The sequence below is a fragment of the Sphingomonas sp. genome (genome assembly GCF_019746015.1).
Lineage (GTDB): Bacteria > Pseudomonadota > Alphaproteobacteria > Sphingomonadales > Sphingomonadaceae > Sphingomonas.
Window position 1 is genome coordinate 37,227 of the sequence record NZ_JAIESM010000006.1, and the last position, 16,723, is coordinate 53,949.

A 16,723-nucleotide genomic window follows, 5' to 3' on the forward strand; every position below is an offset into this window, starting at 1 on the left:
CGGTCACCGGCGGCGGCGCGCGCCATCGGGCGGCGGGGCATTGGGGTCCACGCGCGGGCGCGCCATGCCGCGATCCAGCGTCAGCAATTCGCTGCGCACCAGCACGGCGTCGCGGTTCTTGTCGAACCGGGCAAAGGCGCGGTCGAACCAGAGCTGCAATTCGGCAAGCGTGATCTGGTTGTCGCCATTGCTGTCCACCTCAAAAGGGCTGGGCAGCGCATTGCGGTCGCCCAGCCAGCGTTCGGCCCAGTCGGCAAAGCTGATATAGCCCATCATCCCGCGGCCGCCCGTGTCGATGGTGGCATAGCTGCGCTTGAGGCAATTGGCCAGTTCGGCCGGGCTCACCCGCGCGTCGCCATCGCCGTCGCACGCCGCGATCATCAGCGCGACCGGCTCGGCGAAGATAGTGGCGGCCGGCTGGACGGGGGCGGGCGGCTGTGCACCCGGCGGCTGCGTGCCCGGCGGCTGCTGCGCGGGGGCAGCCGTCGCCGCCAGCCCCGCGAGCGCCGCAGCAAGGATCAGGTGGGATCGAGTCGGCATGCCACTTTCGCTAGGTGAGTGAGCGCCCTGACGTGTTCGCCATCGAGCGGGGACGGGGGCGTTCCGCGCCCTCGTAAATTCGCGCGGGGCCGTCGGCAAGGGCGAAGGCGCCAATCGGCGCTGCGCGGCTCAGTGGAGCTTCAGCTTTGGCCGGATGATCTGGTTGACATGGCCGATCACGATCATCGCCAGCCCCTTCACCCAGCCATGGATCGCGATGAGGTGCATCCGGTAGAGCGAGACATAGACGAAGCGGGCCAGCGCCCCTTCCACCGCCATGCGCCCGCCGATCAGATTGCCCATCAGGCTGCCCACGGTCGAAAAGCGGCTGAGCGACACCAGTGAGCCATGGTCCTGGTACACGAACGGGCGCAGCGGCTTTTTCGCTATCGCGCGGCAGATATTGTCGAACGCGGCCGAAGCCATCTGGTGCGCGGCCTGCGCGCGCGGCGGAATCGGGCGGGTCGCGCCGTCGGGCACATAGCTGCAGCAGTCGCCGATCGCGAAGATGCGGTCGTCGCGCGTCGTCTGCATCGTCGCGCGCACCACCAGCTGGTTGCCGCGCGCGCTTTCCAGCCCGGCAATGTCCTTCAGGAAGTCGGCCGCCTTTACGCCCGCCGCCCACACGCGCAGGTCGGCATCGATGGTCTCGCCGCCGTTCAGCACAATGCCCTGGCGGGTTGCCTCCACCACCTGCGCGCCGGTGCGGATGCGCACGCCCAGCGCCTCCAGCTCCTTGTGCGCTGCCTCGGCCAGCTTTTCGGGCAGCGCCGGCAGAATGCGCGGGCCGGCCTCGATCAGCGTCACCTTCAGCCGGCTCTCGTCGAACACTTCCAGCCCGTAAAAGCTCAAGGCGGCGGCCGCGTTGTACAGCTCCGCCGCCAGCTCCACCCCGGTCGCGCCGCCGCCGACAATGGCGACGCGCACATAGGCGTCGGTCTCGGCCGACTGGCTGATCGCCGCCGACACGCGCAGACACTCGTTCAAGAGCTTCTGGCGGAACCGGTCCGCCTGGGTCCGGCTGTCGAGGAAGATGCAGTGCTCGGCCACGCCGGGGGTGGCAAAGTCGTTGGAGACGGAGCCCAGCGCCAGCACCAGATAATCATAACGGATGGCGTGGCGCCGGGTGATCTCGCGCCCGTCCTCGTCGATCATCGGCGCGATGATCACCTGCCGGTTTTCCCGGTCGATCCCCTCCATGCTGCCCAGAAAGAAGCGATAGCCCCAGCGATGGGCATGGCTGCGATAGCCGACCTCGTCGAGATTGGCGTCGAGCGACCCGGCCGCAACCTCGTGCAGCAGCGGCTTCCAGATATGCGTGGGGTTGCGGTCGACCAGAATGATGTCGAAATGCCGGCCCCGGAACTTGGCGCCCAGCTTGGCGGCCAGCTCCAGCCCGCCGGCGCCCCCGCCGACAATGACGATCTGCGTCTTGAGCGGCGCGGCCGGTGCCCCCTCGGTGCGCGTGGCAGGCGCGTCAGGCGCGGCGGTCATTGCGTCGTCATCCCGATGTCCCCGTTCCTGATCGGTGGCCCCGTCAATCATTCAGTGCATGACTGGGCGGGTTTGACAATAGCCTGCTGCTATTTCGCCGCAGGGCATACGCCATCAGCATGACGAACGCCCGGCCGCCCCCGCTTACGGGATCAGCAGCGATGAATCGCCATACGAATAAAAACGGTATTCATTTTCAATGGCGTGGGCATAGACGGCCTTCATCGTCTCCAGCCCCATCAGCGCCGAGACGAGCATGAACAGCGTCGATCGCGGCAGATGGAAATTGGTCATCAGCGCGTCGATCCCCTTGAAGCGATAGCCCGGCGTGATGAAGATCGCGGTGTCGCCCTCGAACGGCTGGATGAAGCGGTTCTCGTCGGCGGCGCTTTCCAACAGGCGCAGCACGGTGGTGCCCACCGCCACGATGCGCCCGCCGCGCGCGCGCACGCCGTTCAGCCGGGCGGCGGTCTTGGCGTCGATGCGGCCCCATTCGGCGTGCATCTGGTGCGCGTCGGTATCGTCGGCCTTCACCGGCAGGAAGGTGCCGGCGCCGACATGGAGCGTGAGCGTGGCATGCTCGATGCCCGCCGCCTCGATCGCCGCCATCAGCTCGGGCGTGAAGTGGAGCGAGGCGGTGGGCGCGGCGACCGCGCCTTCCTCGCGCGCGAACATCGTCTGGTAATCATCGGCGTCGCGCGCGTCGATGTCGCGCTTGCTGGCGATATAGGGGGGCAGCGGCATGGTGCCGACGCGCGCCAGCAGCAGCTCGACCGGCTCGTCGCCTTCGAAGGTCAGCGCAAAGCTGCCATCCTCGGCCCGGTCGCTGGCAATCGCGCTGGCATCGATGCCGAACAGGATGCGGTCGCCCGGCTGCAGCCGCTTGGCGTTCCGGATGAAGGCGCGCCAGCGGCGGACGCCCTCACGCTTGTGGAGCGTGGCGCCGATGCTCGCGTCGCCGCGCTTGCCCTCCAGCTGGGCGGGGATGACGCGGGTATCGTTGAACACCAGCATGTCGCCGGGGTTCAGCAACCGGGGCAGGTCGCGCACGCCGGCATCTTCCATGGCGCCCCCGCGCGCCACCAGCATGCGCGCGGCATCGCGCGGCGACACCGGGCGCAGCGCGATCCTGTCCTGCGGCAGTTCGAAATCGAACAGGTCGACCTTCACCCGTTTTCCTCCTGCTGGTGGCAAGTCGCGCCCATGCGTCGGCGCGGCGGGAAGGGCAAGGGGGGATTTATGCGGTCGCCCGCGTCAGGCGAAGTGGTTGAACCGGTCAAAGGCCGGGCGCGGCGAGCGGGGGAAGATCGTCGCCGGATCGGCCACGCCCAAGGTGGCGATGAAGTTCGATTTCACATGGGGCGTCTCCGCCAGGAAATCGGCATCGAGCGCGGCGTTGTTGAACCCCGACATCGGCCCCACATCAAAGCCCAGCGCGCGCGCGGCGATGATGAAATAGGCGCCCTGCAGCGTGGCGTTGCGCATGGCGGACGTCTGGCGCAGCGGCAGATTGCCCTCGAACCAGCTCTTTGCGTCGGCATGCGGGAAGAGGTCGGGCAGATGCTCGTGGAAATTCTCGTCCATCGCGATGATGACGGCGGCGGGCGCGGCCTTGATCTTGGCGGCGTTGGTGCCGCTGGCATGGGCGGCCAGCCGGTCGCGCGCCTCCTGCGTCAAGCACCAGATCAGCCGCGCGGGCATCTGGTTGGCGGAGGTCGGCCCCCATTTCATCAGCTCCCAGATCGCCTCGCAATCGGCAGCGGTCACGGGCGCGTCGGTATAGCCATTGGCGCTGCGCGCGGTGCGGAAGATCGTGTCCAGCGCGGCTGACGACAGCTTTTCGCCCATGGCGACGCTCCTTCTTCTGGCGGGAGAGTTAGACGGCGCGGACTTCGGTGACTTCGGGCACGTAATATTTCAGCAGCTGCTCGATGCCGTTCTTCAGCGTGGCCGACGAGCTGGGGCAGCCCGAGCACGCGCCGTGCAGCGACAGATAGACGCGGCCCTTTTCGAACCCGCGATAGCTGATGTCGCCGCCATCGCCCTGCACCGCCGGGCGGATGCGGGTGGCGATCAGGTCCTGAATCTGCTCGACGATCTCGGCATCGGCGGGGTCCTCGGCGAACTGGATATCGTCGGCCGGCACCGCGAAATCGGCCGCGCCCTGGTTGAACAGCGGCATGTTGGCCGAGAAATGATCGAGCAGCACGCCCAGCACATCGCCCTTCAGCTGCGACCAGTCAGTGCCCGGCGCGGCCGTGACCGAGATGAAATCGCGCCCGAAGAACACGCCGGTCACGTCGCCCAGCCCGAACAGCGCGGCGGCGAGCGGGGAGGCGTCGGCCGCATCGGCGCTGGCGAAATCGCGCGTGCCCGCCTCCATCACAGTGCGGCCGGGCAGGAATTTGAGTGTCGCCGGGTTCGGCGTGGTTTCGGTCTCGATCAGCATGGGCTCCATCTGGGGCGCGCATGCCCCCCGGTCAAGCCCGTGCGCGCCTAGCCGTCCATCTGCTTCATGGCGGCGTTCCAGCTTTCCAGATTGGCGCGCGCTTCCTGCACAAAGGCGGAGCGGCGGACAAAGCCCATGAAGAAATCGGAAAACCACTTGCCCGGCTGGCGCAGCGGCCGCTCGAACTGGATCAGCAGCACCACGCGCGTGCCGCGGCTGTCGTTCCACACTTCGTGGCGATAGGTGTCGTCGAAGACCAGCGTTTCGCCTTCCGCCCAGCGCACGATCTGGTCGTCCACGCGCATCCGTGTGTCGCCATCGGCGGGCACCACCAGCCCCAGATGGCAGGTGATCAGCCCCTTGGTGACGCCGCGATGATCGGGGATGTGGGCACCCGGTGACAGGATCGAGAAGAAAGCGCTGTTCAGGCCGGGAATCTGCTCCACCACGCGCGCGGTGCGCGGGCAGCGGGCCAGATTGTCCTCGATCGCATAGCCATAGCCATAGAGGAAGAAGGAGCGCCACGTGTCGCCCTGGGCGATGCCGCGATGGTCGGGCGAGATATCGGCCAGCGCCGGGGCGGCGTTGCCCGCCAGCGCGACCTGCTCGGCTTCCTCGCGGATGGTGCGCCAATGGTCGCGCAGTGCCTGCGTCCAGGCAAAGTCGCGCGCGTCGAGCACCGGCGCGGTCGACACCAGCGAGGAGGCGCCGATCACCCGGTCGAACACCCCGCGCAGCCGCTTGCCCAGCTGGATGATGAAGGGGCGGGGGCCGTCCTCATGCAGGGTCGCGTCGCCGGCGGCGGGCGCGCCCGAAATCTGGTTCAGATCGGGCACCATGCCGGCAGGGGCGGCGGCCGGGCGGGGCGCGCGTTGCTGGAGCGTCTTGGTGTCGGCAGTCATCGGTGGTTGCTCCCTAATTCCAGTCTTCCTTCAACCCCCGGCCCTGGCCGACGTGAATTTGTATCAACAATTTCAAGCCGCTGGCCCGGTTCGACCGATTAATCGCGCGGCGCGGCAAAAAAATGGCGGGGGCGATGTGGGGGGTGATGCTGCATCATCAAGATGGCTGGCGCTGGGGCAGGCGCGCCGCTAGACGGGGCGGATGAAACTTCGTGACTGCGTTGCCATACGCTCCCTTTCGCTGCTCGCACTGCTGGGCCTTGCGATCCCTACCGCCCTGCCGGAAAATGCTTTTTCGCAAAGCAGCAAAAGCGCAGCGATTGGGAAAACTACGGATGGCGCGGTCGATACCACGCCCTGGCTGTACAAGGGCAGCGACATCACCCCCGATCCCGACTGGCATTTCGGCACGCTGCCCAACGGCGTGCGCTATGCGGTGCGCAAGAACGGCGTGCCGCCGGGGCAGGTGGCGGTGCGGGTGCGCATCGACGCCGGGTCGCTGCACGAGACCGAGGGCGAGCGCGGCTTTGCCCATCTGATCGAGCATCTGTCGTTCCGTGGTTCGGTCTATGTGCCCGATGGCGAGGCCAAGCGCGTGTGGCAGCGGCTGGGCACCACCTTCGGGTCTGACACCAACGCCGTCACCTCGCCGGTGTCGACCACTTACAAGCTCGACCTGCCGAGCGCCACCGAGAGCGGGATCGACGAGAGCCTGAAGATCCTGGCCGGCATGGTCAGCCAGCCCAACATCAACGATACCGCGCTCAATTCCGAACGCCCCGTGGTGCTCGCCGAACAGCGCGAGGCGCCGGGCGCGCAGGTGCGCTTTGGCGATGCGGTGCGCGAAACGCTGTTCGCCGGCCAGCCGCTGGCCAGCCGCTCGCCCATCGGCACGATCAAGACGCTGGAAGCCGCCACCGCCGACAAGGTCCGCGCCTTTCACGACCGCTGGTATCGCCCGGCGCGCGCGGTGGTGATCATCGCCGGCGATGTTGACCCGGCCCTGCTCGAACGGCTGGTCGCCAAGAATTTTTCGGACTGGCAGGGCAAGGGCGCCGATCCGGCCGATCCCGATTTCGGCAAGCCCGATCCTGCCAAGCCGGTCGCCCGCGCGACGAGCGAGGCGGCGATTCCCCCGCTCGTCCAGGTCGGCATCATGCGGCCCTGGGTCTATCGCGACGATACCGTGCTGTTCAACCAGAAGCGGATGGTGGACGTGGTGGCGCTGCGCGTCATCAGCCGGCGGCTGGAAAGCCGCGCGCGCAGCGGCGGCAGCTTCATCGAGGCGAGCATCCAGATCGACGATGTGCAGCGATCGGCCAATGCGACGCTCATCACCGTGCTGCCCTCCACGCCCGACTGGCTGGCGGCGCTGAAGGATGTGCGCGCGGTGATCGCCGATGCCGAACGCACCCCCGCCGACCAGGCCGAGATCGACCGCGAAGTGGCCGATTACGACACCGCGCTTCGCACCCAGGTGGAAACCGCGCGCGCCGAAGCGGGCGCCAAGCAGGCCGACGACATGGGCCAGGCGCTCGACATCCGCGAGACGGTGACGACGCCCCAGGCCGCCTATGACATTCTGCAGGAGGCCAAGCGCAAGAAGTTCTTCAACCCGCAGGCAGTGCTGGAGGCGACGCGCAGAGTGATGCAGGGCACCGCGACCCATGCCATCGTCAACACCCGCGCGCCCGACCCGATGGCCGCGCAGAAGCTGACGGCGGCGCTCAAGGCCAATGTCTCCACGCTCGCCGCCAAGCGCGGGCCGGTGGTGAAGGCGGACTGGTCGCAACTGCCCAAGCTCGGCGCGCCCGGCACCGTCGTGTCGCGGGAGGCCAAGCCGTTCAGCACCGAACAGATCAATTTTTCCAACGGCGTGCGCATGCTGCTGTTCGCCAACAATGCGGAAGCCGGCCGGGTCTATGTGCGCGTGCGCTTCGGCGGCGGCTATAACCAGCTGCCGGCGAACCGGCAGACCCCGGCCTGGGCCGGCGGCCTGGCGCTGGTGCAGGGCGGCATCGGCGATCTGGGCCAGGAAGCGCTTGACCAGCTGTCGAGCGGCCGGCGGATCGGGCTGGACTTCAAGGTCGACGAGGATGCCTTTGTCCTCTCCGCCACCACCTCGCCGCAGGACCTCGACGATCAGCTCCGGCTGTTCGCCACCAAGCTGGCGTTCCCGCGCTGGGATGCAGCGCCGTTTGACCGCGCCAAGGCGGCAACGCTGCTGGCTTATGACGGCTATCGCTCGTCGCCGCTCGGCGTGGTCGGCCATGATCTGGAAGGGCTGATCCGCGCCGGCGACCCGCGCTGGAAAACGCCCAGCCGCGAGGAGATCAAGGCGACGACGGCCGCGCAGTTCAAGGCGTTCTGGGCGCCCATTCTCGCCAGTGGCCCGATCGAGGTGCAGGTGTTCGGCGATGTGAAGCCCGATGACGCCATTGCCGCCGTCGCCCGCACCGTCGGCGCGCTGCCGCCGCGCACGGCGCCGACCACGCCGGTGCCGCCGGTGCGCTTTGCCGCGCATACCACGACGCCCGTGGTGCGCACGCATAACGGCCCGGCCAATCAGGCAGTCGCGCTGATCGCGTGGCCGACCGGCGGCGGCATTGCCGATATCAGCGAGAGCCGGCGGCTCGACCTGATCGCGCAGATCTTCACCGACCGGCTGTTCGACAAGCTGCGCTCGGGCGCGGGCGCCAGCTATTCGCCCAGCGTTCAGAGCAGCTGGCCGACGGGGCTGGCGGCTGGCGGGCGGATGATGGGCGTGGGGCAGGTGCCGCCCGACAAGGTGGCGCTGTTCTTCCAGCTGGCGCGCGAGATCGCGACCGACCTGGCCACCAACCCGATCAGCGCCGACGAGCTGCAGCGCACCATCGTGCCCTACCGCGAATATCTGAGCCGCGCGTCAACGGGCAACACCTTCTGGTTCACCCAGTTCGAATGGGCGACCTATCAGCCCGGCCGGTTCGGCCTGCCGGCGAGCCTGGGGCGCGACCTGTCTTCGGTGACGCCGGAGGCGCTGCGCGACACCGCGCGCAAATATCTGCGCACGGATGCCGAATGGACGATGGTGGTGCTGCCGCGCGCGCTGGCGCCAGCCGCCGCCAACGACAATGCCCCGCGCGCCGCCGGCAAGGCCGCGCCGAAAAAGGTGGCGAAGCGGTAGGAGTGAGCTGCCCCTCCCCGGCGGGGCGGGGGAGGGGCAGCGCCGCCGGTCAGTTCTTGTAGAGCGCGTCCAGCCGCGCGCCGTACACCTGCTTCAGCACGTGGCGGCGGATTTTCAGTGACGGCGTCAGCTGCTGGTTTTCGATGGTGAAGGGCTCGTCGGCCAGGATGTAGCGGCGCACCCGCTCGATCACCGACAGATCCTTGTTCACCCGCTCGACCGCCGCGGAAATCGCCGCGCGATAATCGGGATTGGCGGACAGCGTGTCGAAATTGCACGCGGTGCCCGATTTCGCGCAGAATTCCTGCGTCCATTCAGGGTCCGGCACGATCAGCGCGACCATGTGCGGCTTGCGGTCGCCGGCGATCATCGCCTGCATGATTTCGGGCTGCAGCGTCAGCATGCCCTCCACCTTTTGCGGCGCGACATTGTCGCCCTTGTCGTTGATGATCAGGTCTTTCTTGCGATCGGTGATCTTGATGCGGCCCTTGGCGTCGATCTCGCCGATGTCGCCGGTGTGCAGCCAGCCATCCTTCAGCACGCGCGCGGTTTCTTCCGCGTTGTTCCAATAGCCCTTCATCACCAGCTCGCCGCGCACCAGGATTTCGCCATCCTCGGCAATGCGCACCTCGGTGTCGGCAAGCGGCGGGCCGACCGTGTCGTGCTTCAGCCCCACCTTGGGCCGGTTGCACGAGATGACGGGTGCCGCCTCGGTCTGGCCATAGCCCTGCAACAGGGTGAGGCCGAGCGAGTCGAAGAATACGCCGATATCGGGGTTGAGCGGCGCGCCGCCCGCGACCATCGCCTTGATCCGCCCGCCGAAGCGCTGCTGGATCCTGGGCTTCAGCGTGGCGCCCAGCACCGCGTTCATCGGCCCATCGAACAGGCCAAAGCGCCCATGCGCCTTGCGCCCGCCAATGGCGACGGCCTGGTTGAGCAGGAAGGTGGACAGCTTGCCCTGTTTCTCCACATTCTTGACGATGCGGGTGCGCAGCACCTCGAACAGGCGCGGCACTACCACCATCAGCGTGGGGCGCACTTCCTCGATATTGGCGGCCAGCTTGTCGAGCCCTTCCGAATAATAGATTTGCGCGCCCAGGCCGATGGGCAGGAACTGGCCGGCGCTGTGCTCATAGGCGTGGCTCAAGGGCAGGAAGGACAGGAACACTTCGTCGCCCCAGCCGAAATCCTCGGCGATCACTGCGCTGGCGCCGGCGACATTGTGCAGGATCGCGCCGTGGTGCTGGCACACGCCGCGCGGCGCGCCGCCGGTGCCGCTGGTGTAGATGATGCAGGCCATGTCCTCGCGCCCGACCTGCGCCACGCCGGCCTCCGCCGCTGCCGGATCGGTGCGATGTTCGGCGATCAGGCCGTGCCAGCTGTGGAAGGCGACATCGCCCGATTGCGCGACGCGCAGATCCTCGATCCCGATCACCCGGCGCAGCTGGCTGGAGCGCAGCACCGCCGGCAGCAGCGTCTTGGCGAGCTTGGCGTCCGACACGATCACCGCGCGCGCGCCGCTGTTTTCGATGATGTGGCTGTGGTCGCGCTCGGTATTGGTGATGTAGGTGGGCACGGTGACGCAGCCCGCCGCCATGATTGCCAGGTCGCTGATGCACCATTCGGGGCGGTTTTCGGCAACCAGCATTACCCGGTCACCCGGTTCCAGCCCGATCGCCTTCAGCCCGGCGGCCAGGCTCGCCACCTGCTCGGCCGCCTCGCGCCAGCTTTGCGACACCCATTGGCGGTTGTGCTTGTGCCACAGGAAGGGCTTGTCACCCAGCTCGCGTGCCCGTGTGAAGAACATGGTCACGAGATTGGGGAAATGTTCCATCTTACGCATCGTCTCTCCCAAAACCCTGAACGGTCGCCTGTGCCCGGCGACTCTGATCGATCGTTATGCTGCCGTCCTGCCAGTGTGGGGCTATTCGCTCAAGGCCGTCCCGATGCTGCGCGGGTCGGCGGCGCCGCGCCAGCCGGTGGCGGTGCGCTCGGCGGCATTCGCCTTCAGCCCCAGCCGGGCAATCGCCACCCGGTGCCCGCGCGCCTCTAGCGCGGCCTTCATCGCCTCCAGCGCCGTGCCCTGTTCCAGAACAATGCCGCGCGGCCCGAAATAGACAAGGCCCTGGCCCAGCGCCGCGCGCGCATCCATGCCCCAGTCGAGATGCGCGATCAGCGCCTTGGCGACCTGCATGATGATCGTCTTGCCGCCGGCCGCACCGACGGTGAACACGGGCAGGCCTTTGGTATCATAAACAATCGTCGGCGACATGGAGGACAGCGGCCGTTTGCCGCCCTCCACCCGGTTGGCGACCGGCGCGCCGCCCTCGCGCACCGGCGCGAAGGTGAAGTCGGTCAGCTCGTTGTTGAGCACGAAGCCGCCGGCGACCAGCTGGCTGCCGAACGGCCCCTCCACCGTCGACGTCATGGTGGCGACATTGCCCTGCCGGTCGACCGCGACGAAATGGGTGGTGCCGGCGACCTCGCCCGAAATCGCGGCGGTGCGTGGTTCGGCGCCGGGGGGCGTGCCCGCTTCGTAGGTGCCGAGCGCCTTGTCGGGCGAGATCAGCGCCGAGCGGCGGGCGAGATAGGCCCGGTCGATCATGCCGGCGAGCGGCACGCGGGTGAAATCGGTATCGGCAAGGTAGCGTTCGCGGTCGGCATAAGCGAGCTGCATCGCCTCGGCGATCAGGTGCCAGCTTTGCGGATTGTCCGCGCCCAGCGCCTTCAGGTCGAAGCGTTCGAGCATGCCGAGAATCTGGAGCACGGTGATCGCGCCCGACGAGGGCGGCCCCATGCCGCAGACCCGGTAGCCGCGATAGCGCCCGCAAATCGGCGCGCGTTCTTTGGCGCGATAGGCGGCCAGGTCCGCCAGCGTCATGTCCGCCGGGTTGCGGGTGGATTTGGTGACGGCGTCGACAATCGCTTGTGCCGTGGCGCCGGTGTAGAAGGCATCGGCGCCCTTGTCGGCAATCTCGCGCAGCGTCGCGGCGATTGCCGGGTTGCGGACGATCACCCCTTCCGCCAGCGGCTGGCCGGCCGGGGCATAGAGTGCTGCGATGGCGGGGAAGGAGCCCCAGGTCTGGCTGACATAGCCCATCGCGGTTGCCATTGGCTTGCTGACGGCAAAACCCTGTTCGGCCAGGCGAATGGCCGGCGCGAACAGCGCCTTCCACGGCAGCTTGCCATAACGGGCATGTGCCATTGCCATCAGCCGGATATTGCCCGGCACGCCGACCGAGAGCCCGCCGGGCGCGGCCTGAAACTGGGGCAGGGGCTTGCCGTTCGCGCTCAGGAACCGCTCGGGCCGGGCGGCGGCGGGGGCGGCCTCGCGCCCGTCAAAACTGGCGAGCTTGCCGCCCGCGGGCTGATAGACCAGAAAGCCGCCGCCGCCGATCCCGCTTGATTGCGGCTCGACCACGGTCAGCGCCAGCATCATGGCAAAGGTGGCGTCGGCCGCGCTGCCGCCGGCGCGCAGCATCTCGCGCCCGGCTTCCGCCGCCAGCGGATGCGCGGCGGAAACCACGCCGGGGGCGGCCGGGGCGGGCTTTGGCTTCGGGGCGGGGTCTGCAGTGGCGGCCATCGGCAACAGCATCAGCGCGGCAAGCGCAGCGGAAAAGGGCCATCGGATCATGCCGGCGACCCTAGCGGGCTTTGTTGCGCGGTCAAACCGTGCAGATCGGCCAGGCTGGCAATGCCGTCGCGCGCCATCAGCGCCGCCAGCCCCCGGTTGATCCGCCGGGCAAGACCCGGGCCGTGATAGACCAGCGCCGAATAAAGCTGCACCAGCTGCGCACCGGCCTTCAGCCGGGCATAGGCCTCCTCGGCGCTGTCGATGCCGCCGGCCGAGATGAGCGGCATCTGCCCGCCGGTCGCCGCGCGCGCCTCGGCCAGTTTCTGGCGGGCGAGCATCGCAAGCGGCGCGCCCGACAGGCCACCGGCCTCCCCCGCTGCCGGCGAGGACAGGCCCGGCCGGCTGAGCGTGGTGTTGGCCACGATCAGCGCGTCGATCCGCTGGTCGAGGGCGGCGCGGGCGACATGGTCGATGCCGCCTGCGTCCAGGTCCGGCGCGATCTTCAGGAACAGGGGCGTTGTGCCGCGCGCCTCGGCACAGGCGGCGAGCAGGTCGATCAGCGCCTGGCCGCTCTGCAGGTCGCGCAGGCCCGGCGTATTGGGCGAGCTGATGTTGATCGTCACATAATCGGCATGCGGCGCGGCAAGTGCCACCCCGGCGCGATAATCGGCAATCCGGTCCGCGCTGTCCTTGTTCGCGCCGACATTGATGCCCAGCACCCCCCGCCGCCGCGCCGCCTTCACCCGGGGCAGGGCGGCGGGCAGCCCGCCATTGTTGAAGCCCATCCGGTTGATGACCGCCGCATCCGCCGCCAGCCGGAACAGCCGGGGGCGCGGATTGCCCGGCTGGGGGAGCGGGGTGAGCGTGCCGATCTCCACCGCGCCAAAGCCCAGCGCATGCCATGCGTCGATCGCGCGGCCATCCTTGTCGGCACCGGCGGCAAGCCCGACGGGCGCCGGAAAGTCGATGCCCGCCAGCCGCACCGCCAGCCGCGGGTCGTGCCGGCTGCTCCCCCCCGGCGCGCCCAGCCCGGCCCAGCCGGCCAGCAGCGATATGGTCAGGCCATGGGCATCTTCGGGATCGAGCGCGAACAGCGCGGGGCGGAGGAGCGGGAACAGCACGGCGCCGCTTCTGGCGCAGCCGCCGCTTGCGGTCAAAGGGCAAAAAAGAGCGTCTCGTGGACACTGGATGCACGCTTTTTGCCGGCAGACACCTGCTTGACACAGGGGCAGGCGGTGCCCATCTGCCAATTCGGATCGAATCAATCCGAATTGGAACTCATGCGCCTGTCCAGCCTTGCCGATTATGCCGTGGTGATGATGGCCGCTGCCGCGCGCCATTGCGGCGGCGCGCACCGGCTGAACGCCACGCTGCTCGCCGGCGAGACGGGCGTGCCGCTGCCGACCGCGCAGAAGCTGGTCAGCCGCCTGTCTGCCGCCGGCCTCCTGGAAAGCGCGCGCGGCACTGGCGGTGGCTTTCGCCTGGCGCGCCCGGCCGCCGCGATCAGTCTTGCCGACATTATCGAGGCGGTCGAAGGCCCGATTGCGATGACGGCCTGTGTCGATGAGGGCCGCCATGACTGCGTGATCGAAACCAGCTGCCGCGTGCGCCCGCACTGGGGCGTGGTGAACGCGGCGGTGCGCGGTGCGCTCGATGGCGTGAAGCTGGCTGATCTTTCCGCCGATCTGCCGCCCGTGCCTGCCCCTGCAAAAATTCCCGTTGAGGTTGACTGATGGCCACCAAGAATGCCGAGGCGATTGCCGCCGCCAACAAGAAATATGAATGGGGCTTTTCCAGCGACATCGAACAGGATTTCGCGCCCAAGGGGCTGAGCGAAGACACGGTGCGCTTCATTTCGGCCAAGAAGGGCGAGCCGGAATGGATGCTGGAATGGCGGCTGAAGGCGTATCGCCACTGGCTGACCATGGAGATGCCTGACTGGGCCAAGCTGAACATCGACCCGATCGATTATCAGGACGCCTATTATTACGCCGAGCCCAAGGCCAAGCCGAAGCTGGGCAGCCTGGACGAGGTCGACCCCGAAATCCTGCGCGTTTACGAAAAGCTGGGCATCCCGATCGAGGAGCAGAAAGTGCTCGCCGGGGTGGAGGGCGCGCGCAAGGTGGCAGTGGACGCGGTGTTCGACAGCGTCTCGGTCGCCACCACCTTCCGCAAGGAGCTGGAGGCCGCCGGCGTCATCTTCCGCAGCATCAGCGAGGCGATCAAGGAATATCCCGAGCTGGTGAAGAAGTGGCTGGGCAAGGTCGTGCCGATGCACGACAATTATTTCGCCACGCTGAACTGCGCGGTCTTTTCCGACGGCACCTTCGTCTACATTCCCGAAGGGGTGCGCTGCCCGATGGAGCTGAGCACCTATTTCCGCATCAATGCGGAGAATACCGGCCAGTTCGAACGCACGCTGATCGTCGCCGACAAGGGGGCGTATGTCAGCTACCTCGAAGGCTGCACCGCGCCGATGCGCGACGAGAACCAGCTGCACGCGGCTGTGGTCGAACTGGTCGCGCTCGACGATGCCGAGATCAAGTATAGCACCGTCCAGAACTGGTATCCCGGCGACGAGAATGGCAAGGGCGGCATCTATAACTTCGTCACCAAGCGCGCGCTTTGCCAGGGCGCGCGCAGCAAGGTGAGCTGGACGCAGGTTGAAACCGGCAGCGCCGTCACCTGGAAATATCCCAGCTGCGTGCTGGCGGGCGAAAACAGCGTCGGCGAATTCTATTCGGTCGCCGTCACCAACAACCGCCAGCAGGCCGACACCGGCACCAAGATGATCCATCTGGGCAAGGGCAGCCGCTCGACCATCGTGTCGAAGGGGATTTCGGCCGGGCACAGCGACAACACTTACCGAGGCTTGGTGCGCGTGGCGGCAAGCGCGGAAGGCGTGCGCAACTTCACCCAGTGCGACAGCCTGCTCTTGGGCGACCAGTGCGGCGCGCACACCGTGCCGTACATCGAGGTGAAGAACCCGTCGGCCCAGATCGAACATGAAGCGACGACGTCGAAGATTTCCGACGACCAGCTCTTCTACGCGATGCAGCGCGGGCTGGACCAGGAAGCGGCGGTGGCGCTGATCGTCAACGGCTTCGCCCGCGAAGTGCTGCAGCAGCTGCCGATGGAATTCGCGGTCGAAGCGCAGAAGCTGCTGGGGATTTCGCTTGAGGGGTCGGTTGGATGATTGACGGCCCCACCCCAACCCCTCCCCTGAAGGGGAGGGGCTTGAGCGCGCGCGACGACGCCATGCGCCACGGAACCCCTCCCCTTCAGGGGAGGGGCAAGGGGTGGGGCCTTTCCGCGAATACCCTCGCCGATCTGCATGAACGCGCCCGCCACATGCGCAACCACCCCACCGAGCCTGAAAAGCGGCTGTGGCGGAACCTGTCGAACGGTCAGCTGGGCGGCTGGAAGTTTCGCCGTCAGCAGGTGATCGGCGTCAGCATCGCCGATTTTCTTTGCCCTGCGGCCCGGCTGATCGTGGAGGTGGATGGTGACACGCACGACGCGGCGGCGGATGCGGCGCGCGACGCGGGCCTCGCCGAGGCGGGGTACCGCACGCTGCGCTTCACCAATGAAGAGGTGATGCGCAATGTCGAGGGCGTAACGGCCACGATCCTGCGGGCGTTGGGGCAGGCGGACAGGCCCCACCCCAACCCCTCCCCTGAAGGGGAGGGGCTTGAAGCGGGCGCGCGCTTGCCGGCAGGTTCGCTTGAGGGGAGGGCGGGGTGACTCCGATTGAGGAGCGGGTCGAGAACGCGCTGGATGAGCTTGAAGGTTTGTTGGCCGAGGGAGTCGCCGCGGATGTTGCGATAGTTCAGGCTGCTAGCTTTTACGGTTTGAAAGTCGACGTGCTCCGCGTTCGAGCATCTAAGGCGCTTGGTGACTTGGAAGCGGTGCGTAACCGCTATTCAAATTTAAAAATAAAAAACGAGCGCGAGAGGCAATTGAAACGTTGTGTACAAGATTACGTTGATCAATTTTTTGATGATCATCCAAGATCCGCCTTACCGGATATTCCTATTGGTAATTGGATAAATAAACAGTTTGGGGATGATATTCGAGATCGAGATATCGCGCTGGCTGCCGCTCGGGTGCAGATAGCTTCCCACCGCAAGCGTATTCGAGGACTAAATGCTCAAAATAAATAACCTCCACGCCGAAATCGACGGCAAGCCGATCCTCAAGGGCCTTTCGCTCACCGTGAATGCGGGGGAGGTCCATGCGATCATGGGGCCGAACGGGGCGGGCAAGTCCACGCTCGGCTATGTGCTCGGCGGGCGGCCGGGTTATGAGGTGACGTCGGGCGAGGTGATGTTCCGCCCCGCGCGTCACCCCGGCCTTGAGCCGGGGTCCCGCTTCTTGGCGGCGGAAGAAGGAAGCGGGACCCCGGGTCAAGCCCGGGGTGACGGCGAGTGGGTGGACCTGCTCGAACTCGAACCCCATGAGCGCGCCGCCGCGGGCCTGTTCCTCGGCTTCCAGTACCCGGTCGAAATTCCCGGCGTCTCCAACGTGCAGTTCCTGCGCGAGAGCCTGAACGCGCAGCGCCGCGCGCGTGATGAGGCGCCGCTGTCGGGCGCGGACTT

The 16,723-nt window shown here is 67.4% G+C and carries 15 protein-coding genes; 6 read left to right on the top strand and 9 right to left on the bottom strand.

The window, feature by feature from the left end:
- Window positions 1-3: 3 nt before the first annotated feature.
- The 6 genes from K2Y03_RS01065 to K2Y03_RS01090 form a co-directional block, all read right to left on the bottom strand.
- On the bottom strand, window positions 4-540 hold the full coding sequence (locus tag K2Y03_RS01065) for an EF-hand domain-containing protein (RefSeq protein ID WP_294087582.1): 537 nt from the start codon (window positions 538-540) through the stop codon (window positions 4-6).
- Between the two features lie 129 nt (window positions 541-669).
- A complete protein-coding gene (locus tag K2Y03_RS01070) occupies window positions 670-2,034 on the bottom strand; it encodes an NAD(P)/FAD-dependent oxidoreductase (RefSeq protein WP_294087584.1) in 1,365 nt (454 codons plus the stop codon).
- 144 nt (window positions 2,035-2,178) lie between these two features.
- Window positions 2,179-3,204: a tRNA preQ1(34) S-adenosylmethionine ribosyltransferase-isomerase QueA gene (gene queA / locus K2Y03_RS01075; RefSeq protein WP_294087586.1), complete on the bottom strand. Its 1,026-nt coding sequence runs from the start codon at window positions 3,202-3,204 to the stop codon at window positions 2,179-2,181.
- An 84-nt stretch (window positions 3,205-3,288) separates the two neighbouring features.
- Complete coding sequence (locus tag K2Y03_RS01080) at window positions 3,289-3,882, bottom strand: malonic semialdehyde reductase (protein ID WP_294087588.1); 594 nt, start codon at window positions 3,880-3,882, stop codon at window positions 3,289-3,291.
- Window positions 3,883-3,910: 28 nt separating this feature from the next.
- Entirely contained in the window at window positions 3,911-4,483 is a 573-nt protein-coding gene (locus K2Y03_RS01085; RefSeq protein ID WP_294087590.1) for a NifU family protein, read from the bottom strand.
- Between the two features lie 47 nt (window positions 4,484-4,530).
- Window positions 4,531-5,385 carry an aspartyl/asparaginyl beta-hydroxylase domain-containing protein gene (locus K2Y03_RS01090; RefSeq protein ID WP_294087592.1) on the bottom strand — a complete coding sequence of 285 codons (855 nt, stop codon included), beginning with the start codon at window positions 5,383-5,385 and terminating at the stop codon, window positions 4,531-4,533.
- Between the two features lie 202 nt (window positions 5,386-5,587).
- Here K2Y03_RS01090 and K2Y03_RS01095 point away from each other — a divergent pair, with 202 nt between their 5' ends.
- The gene (locus tag K2Y03_RS01095) at window positions 5,588-8,551 is read left to right on the top strand and encodes a pitrilysin family protein (RefSeq protein ID WP_294087594.1); all 2,964 of its coding nucleotides are present in this window, start codon (window positions 5,588-5,590) and stop codon (window positions 8,549-8,551) included.
- 49 nt (window positions 8,552-8,600) lie between these two features.
- Here the strand turns inward: K2Y03_RS01095 and K2Y03_RS01100 are convergent, their stop codons facing one another.
- The 3 genes from K2Y03_RS01100 to K2Y03_RS01110 all read right to left on the bottom strand — a co-directional run bounded on the left by K2Y03_RS01100 (window position 8,601) and on the right by K2Y03_RS01110 (window position 13,246).
- Complete coding sequence (locus K2Y03_RS01100; protein ID WP_294087596.1) at window positions 8,601-10,394, bottom strand: long-chain fatty acid--CoA ligase; 1,794 nt, start codon at window positions 10,392-10,394, stop codon at window positions 8,601-8,603.
- Window positions 10,395-10,475: 81 nt separating this feature from the next.
- Window positions 10,476-12,185 carry a gamma-glutamyltransferase gene (ggt, locus tag K2Y03_RS01105; RefSeq protein WP_294087599.1) on the bottom strand — a complete coding sequence of 570 codons (1,710 nt, stop codon included), beginning with the start codon at window positions 12,183-12,185 and terminating at the stop codon, window positions 10,476-10,478.
- Window positions 12,182-13,246 (bottom strand): quinone-dependent dihydroorotate dehydrogenase, encoded by a 1,065-nt coding sequence (locus tag K2Y03_RS01110; RefSeq protein WP_294087600.1) that lies wholly within the window; start codon window positions 13,244-13,246, stop codon window positions 12,182-12,184. The genes ggt and K2Y03_RS01110 overlap by 4 nt, the downstream gene beginning before the upstream one ends.
- A gap of 159 nt (window positions 13,247-13,405) precedes the next feature.
- Between K2Y03_RS01110 and K2Y03_RS01115 the strand changes: the two genes are divergently transcribed.
- The 5 genes from K2Y03_RS01115 to K2Y03_RS01135 all read left to right on the top strand — a co-directional run.
- Window positions 13,406-13,858, top strand: coding sequence for an SUF system Fe-S cluster assembly regulator (locus K2Y03_RS01115; RefSeq protein ID WP_294087601.1), 453 nt, complete (start codon window positions 13,406-13,408; stop codon window positions 13,856-13,858).
- Window positions 13,858-15,321 (top strand): Fe-S cluster assembly protein SufB, encoded by a 1,464-nt coding sequence (sufB, locus tag K2Y03_RS01120; protein WP_294087603.1) that lies wholly within the window; start codon window positions 13,858-13,860, stop codon window positions 15,319-15,321. Before K2Y03_RS01115 ends, sufB begins: the two co-directional genes overlap by 1 nt.
- 41 nt (window positions 15,322-15,362) lie before the next feature.
- Window positions 15,363-15,869, top strand: coding sequence for an endonuclease domain-containing protein (locus tag K2Y03_RS01125; RefSeq protein ID WP_294087605.1), 507 nt, complete (start codon window positions 15,363-15,365; stop codon window positions 15,867-15,869).
- The gene (locus K2Y03_RS01130; RefSeq protein WP_294087607.1) at window positions 15,866-16,288 is read left to right on the top strand and encodes a hypothetical protein; all 423 of its coding nucleotides are present in this window, start codon (window positions 15,866-15,868) and stop codon (window positions 16,286-16,288) included. The genes K2Y03_RS01125 and K2Y03_RS01130 overlap by 4 nt, the downstream gene beginning before the upstream one ends.
- Window positions 16,272-16,723, top strand: a 452-nt coding sequence (locus tag K2Y03_RS01135; protein WP_294087609.1) for an ATP-binding cassette domain-containing protein, incomplete at its 3' end; no start/stop codon positions are given. The genes K2Y03_RS01130 and K2Y03_RS01135, both read left to right, overlap by 17 nt.